This is a genomic window from Oscillibacter sp. CU971 (genome assembly GCF_905219725.1).
In the GTDB taxonomy this organism is placed as follows: domain Bacteria; phylum Bacillota; class Clostridia; order Oscillospirales; family Oscillospiraceae; genus Oscillibacter.
Genome location: NZ_CAJMXG010000339.1, coordinates 1 through 2592 on the forward strand (window position 1 = coordinate 1; position 2592 = coordinate 2592).

Below are 2592 nucleotides of genomic sequence, written 5' to 3' on the forward strand. Positions count from 1 at the left end.
CGGGGCGGCTCCTCCAGGGGGGCCTCTCCGGCGGGGGCTGTTACCTCCATGGAGACTACAAATTCCTTCGCGCCCAGCTTCTCGGATTTGGCTTCCAGCTTGTGCCCGGCGGCCATCCGGGTCAGGTTCTGCACGGCGATTTCATTGTCCACATGGACCTCCAAAATCCCGGGCTCGGTCATCCCCCGCAGGGCCCGGGTGGCTTTTACCACCGGAATGGGGCACTGCTCGCCCACGGCGTTCACAACGATTTTTCCCATAGAGATACCTCCGTATGATGGTTGTCCCCTCCATTGTACCGCCGGAGGCGGCGGAAGGCAAGGGCTATTTTTTAGAAAGAATATCGCGGGATTTGGGGAAACTTCTTGACAGGGCGGGAAGGGGACGGATACAATAGAAAAATCAGATTTTAAAAGATGCGAGGTCGTTTTATGAAAACACCCTTTGTCACAAAGGATCGGCTGGAGTCCATTGCCGCCCAATATCCCACCCCCTTCCACATCTACGACGAGAAGGGCATCCGGGAGAACGCCCGGCGGCTAAAGGCCGCTTTCGCCTGGAATCCCGGCTTCCGGGAGTACTTCGCCGTGAAGGCCACGCCGACCCCCGCCATTTTGAAAATCCTCCATGAGGAGGGCTGCGGCTGCGACTGCTCGTCCCTGGCGGAACTGGCCCTGGCGGAGCGCTGCGGCGTCACCGGGGAGGCGGGGATTATGTTTTCCTCCAACAACACCACGGAAGAGGAGTTTCAAGCCGCCTGCCGCCTGGGGGGTGTCGTCAACCTGGACGACATCACCCTCATCGACACCCTGACGAAGGCTGTGGGGAAGGTGCCGGAGAAGATTTGCTGCCGCTACAACCCCGGCGGGGTCTTCACCCTGGGGGAGAGCCGGGACGGCGTGCAGGTGATGGACACCCCCGGCGACGCGAAGTACGGCATGACCCGGTCCCAGCTGGCGGAGGCGTTCCGGCGGCTGAAGGAGCTGGGGGCCAAGGAGTTCGGCATTCACGCCTTCCTGGCCTCCAACACGCTGTCCAACGACTATTACCCCGCCCTAGCCCGCATCCTCTTCCAATTGGCGGCGGAGCTTCAGGCGGAGACGGGGTGCCGGGTCACGTTCATCAACCTCTCCGGCGGCGTGGGGGTGCCCTACCGCCCGGAGGAGCCGGAAAACGACATTGCCGTCATCGGAGAGGGCGTGCGCAGGGCCTATGAGGAGATTCTGGTCCNCGCCGGGATGGACGGCGTGGCCCTGTATACGGAGCTGGGCCGCTACATGCTGGCCCCTTACGGGCACCTGGTCACCCGGGCCATTCATGAGAAGCACATTTACAAGGAGTATATCGGGGTGGACGCCTGTGCCTGCAACCTGATGCGCCCGGCCATGTACGGGGCCTACCACCATATCACGGTGATGGGGAAGGAGAACGCCCCCTGCGACCACAAATACGACGTGGCGGGAAGCCTCTGCGAGAACAACGACAAGTTTGCCGTGGACCGGATGCTGCCCAAGGTGGACCGGGGAGATCTGCTGGTGATCCNCGANNNGNGGGCCCACGGGTTTTCCATGGGCTACAACTACAACGGCAAGCTCCGCTCGGCGGAGCTGCTCCTCCGGGAGGACGGCGGCGTGGACCTCATCCGCCGGGCGGAGACGCTGGAGGACTATTTCGCGACGCTGGTGTGGTGAGCCGCGTCGGCTTCGCCGCGTTCGGGTCAGCTTGACAGATCGGAATGGGAGGGGGATGTTCCAATGGATTATGACGGCGGGAATTTTGAAAGAATGAAAGCGCAGTTATGTGAAAACGGTTATCGGGAAAAGGATGTCACGATCACTTCCGGAAGGGCAATGGTTTATGGTATTCTTTGCGCGTTTCCGTTTGTCCTGGTCTTTGGACTGATGTACCGCCTTTTGCTGGTGGAAAGAGCATACTTGCTGGAGGTGAGCGGCCTTTCATTTTACTGTATTTTTATTGCGATTATTGTAATTTCAGTTGTCATACATGAATTATTGCACGGCGTTGGTTGGGCGGCTGCAAGCGGTAAGGGCTGGAATGTGGTTCGCTTCAATATAAACGCGATGATGCCAAGTTGCGCTTGTAAAACGGTATTGGAAAAGAGAGCGTATTTGACCGGTGTTTTGATGCCGTTTATAGTATTAGGTTTTGGCAGTGTGCTTTTCATTTTGATATATCCGGGTACGGTGTCCTTACTGACCATGATGGTGAATTTCGTTTCAGCGGGTGCCGATTTGATGATTGCGATCCATGTGCTGAAAGAGGGGGATGCTCTCATTGTGGACCACCCGACAAAAGCTGGTTATATTGCGTTTTATAAATAAATGGAAAAACCGCCTGGGAATTCCCAGGCGGTTTCTTTGGCTTTAGAGTTTTCGGAGCGCGTCCACCAGGGCCGTCTTGCCCTCGGTTTTCTCGTCCTTCATCTTGATAACCCGGGCGGGGCTTCCCGCCACCACGGCGTTTTCCGGCACGTCCTCAATGACCACGGCCCCGGCGGCCACCACGGCGTTTTTTCCGATGCGGACCCCCTCAATGACCACGGCGTTCGCCCCTACCAGCACGCCGTCCTCC

At 58.5% G+C, this 2592-nt stretch carries 3 protein-coding genes and 1 pseudogene; 2 read left to right on the forward strand and 2 right to left on the reverse strand.

Annotated features, from left to right (window positions below):
• Positions 1–260, reverse strand: a 260-nt coding sequence (locus JX325_RS15015) for a sulfurtransferase TusA family protein (protein ID WP_204791878.1), incomplete at its 3' end; no start/stop codon positions are given.
• 171 nt (positions 261–431) lie between these two features.
• On the opposite strand from JX325_RS15015, the pseudogene JX325_RS15020 reads away from it, so the two are divergent.
• Positions 432–1691 (forward strand): annotated as a pseudogene (locus tag JX325_RS15020) (diaminopimelate decarboxylase).
• Positions 1692–1754: 63 nt separating this feature from the next.
• Entirely contained in the window at positions 1755–2342 is a 588-nt protein-coding gene (locus tag JX325_RS15025; protein WP_204791879.1) for a DUF3267 domain-containing protein, read from the forward strand.
• A 42-nt stretch (positions 2343–2384) separates the two neighbouring features.
• Here the strand turns inward: JX325_RS15025 and JX325_RS15030 are convergent.
• On the reverse strand, positions 2385–2592 hold a 208-nt coding region (locus tag JX325_RS15030; RefSeq protein WP_279380546.1), incomplete at its 5' end, for a DapH/DapD/GlmU-related protein.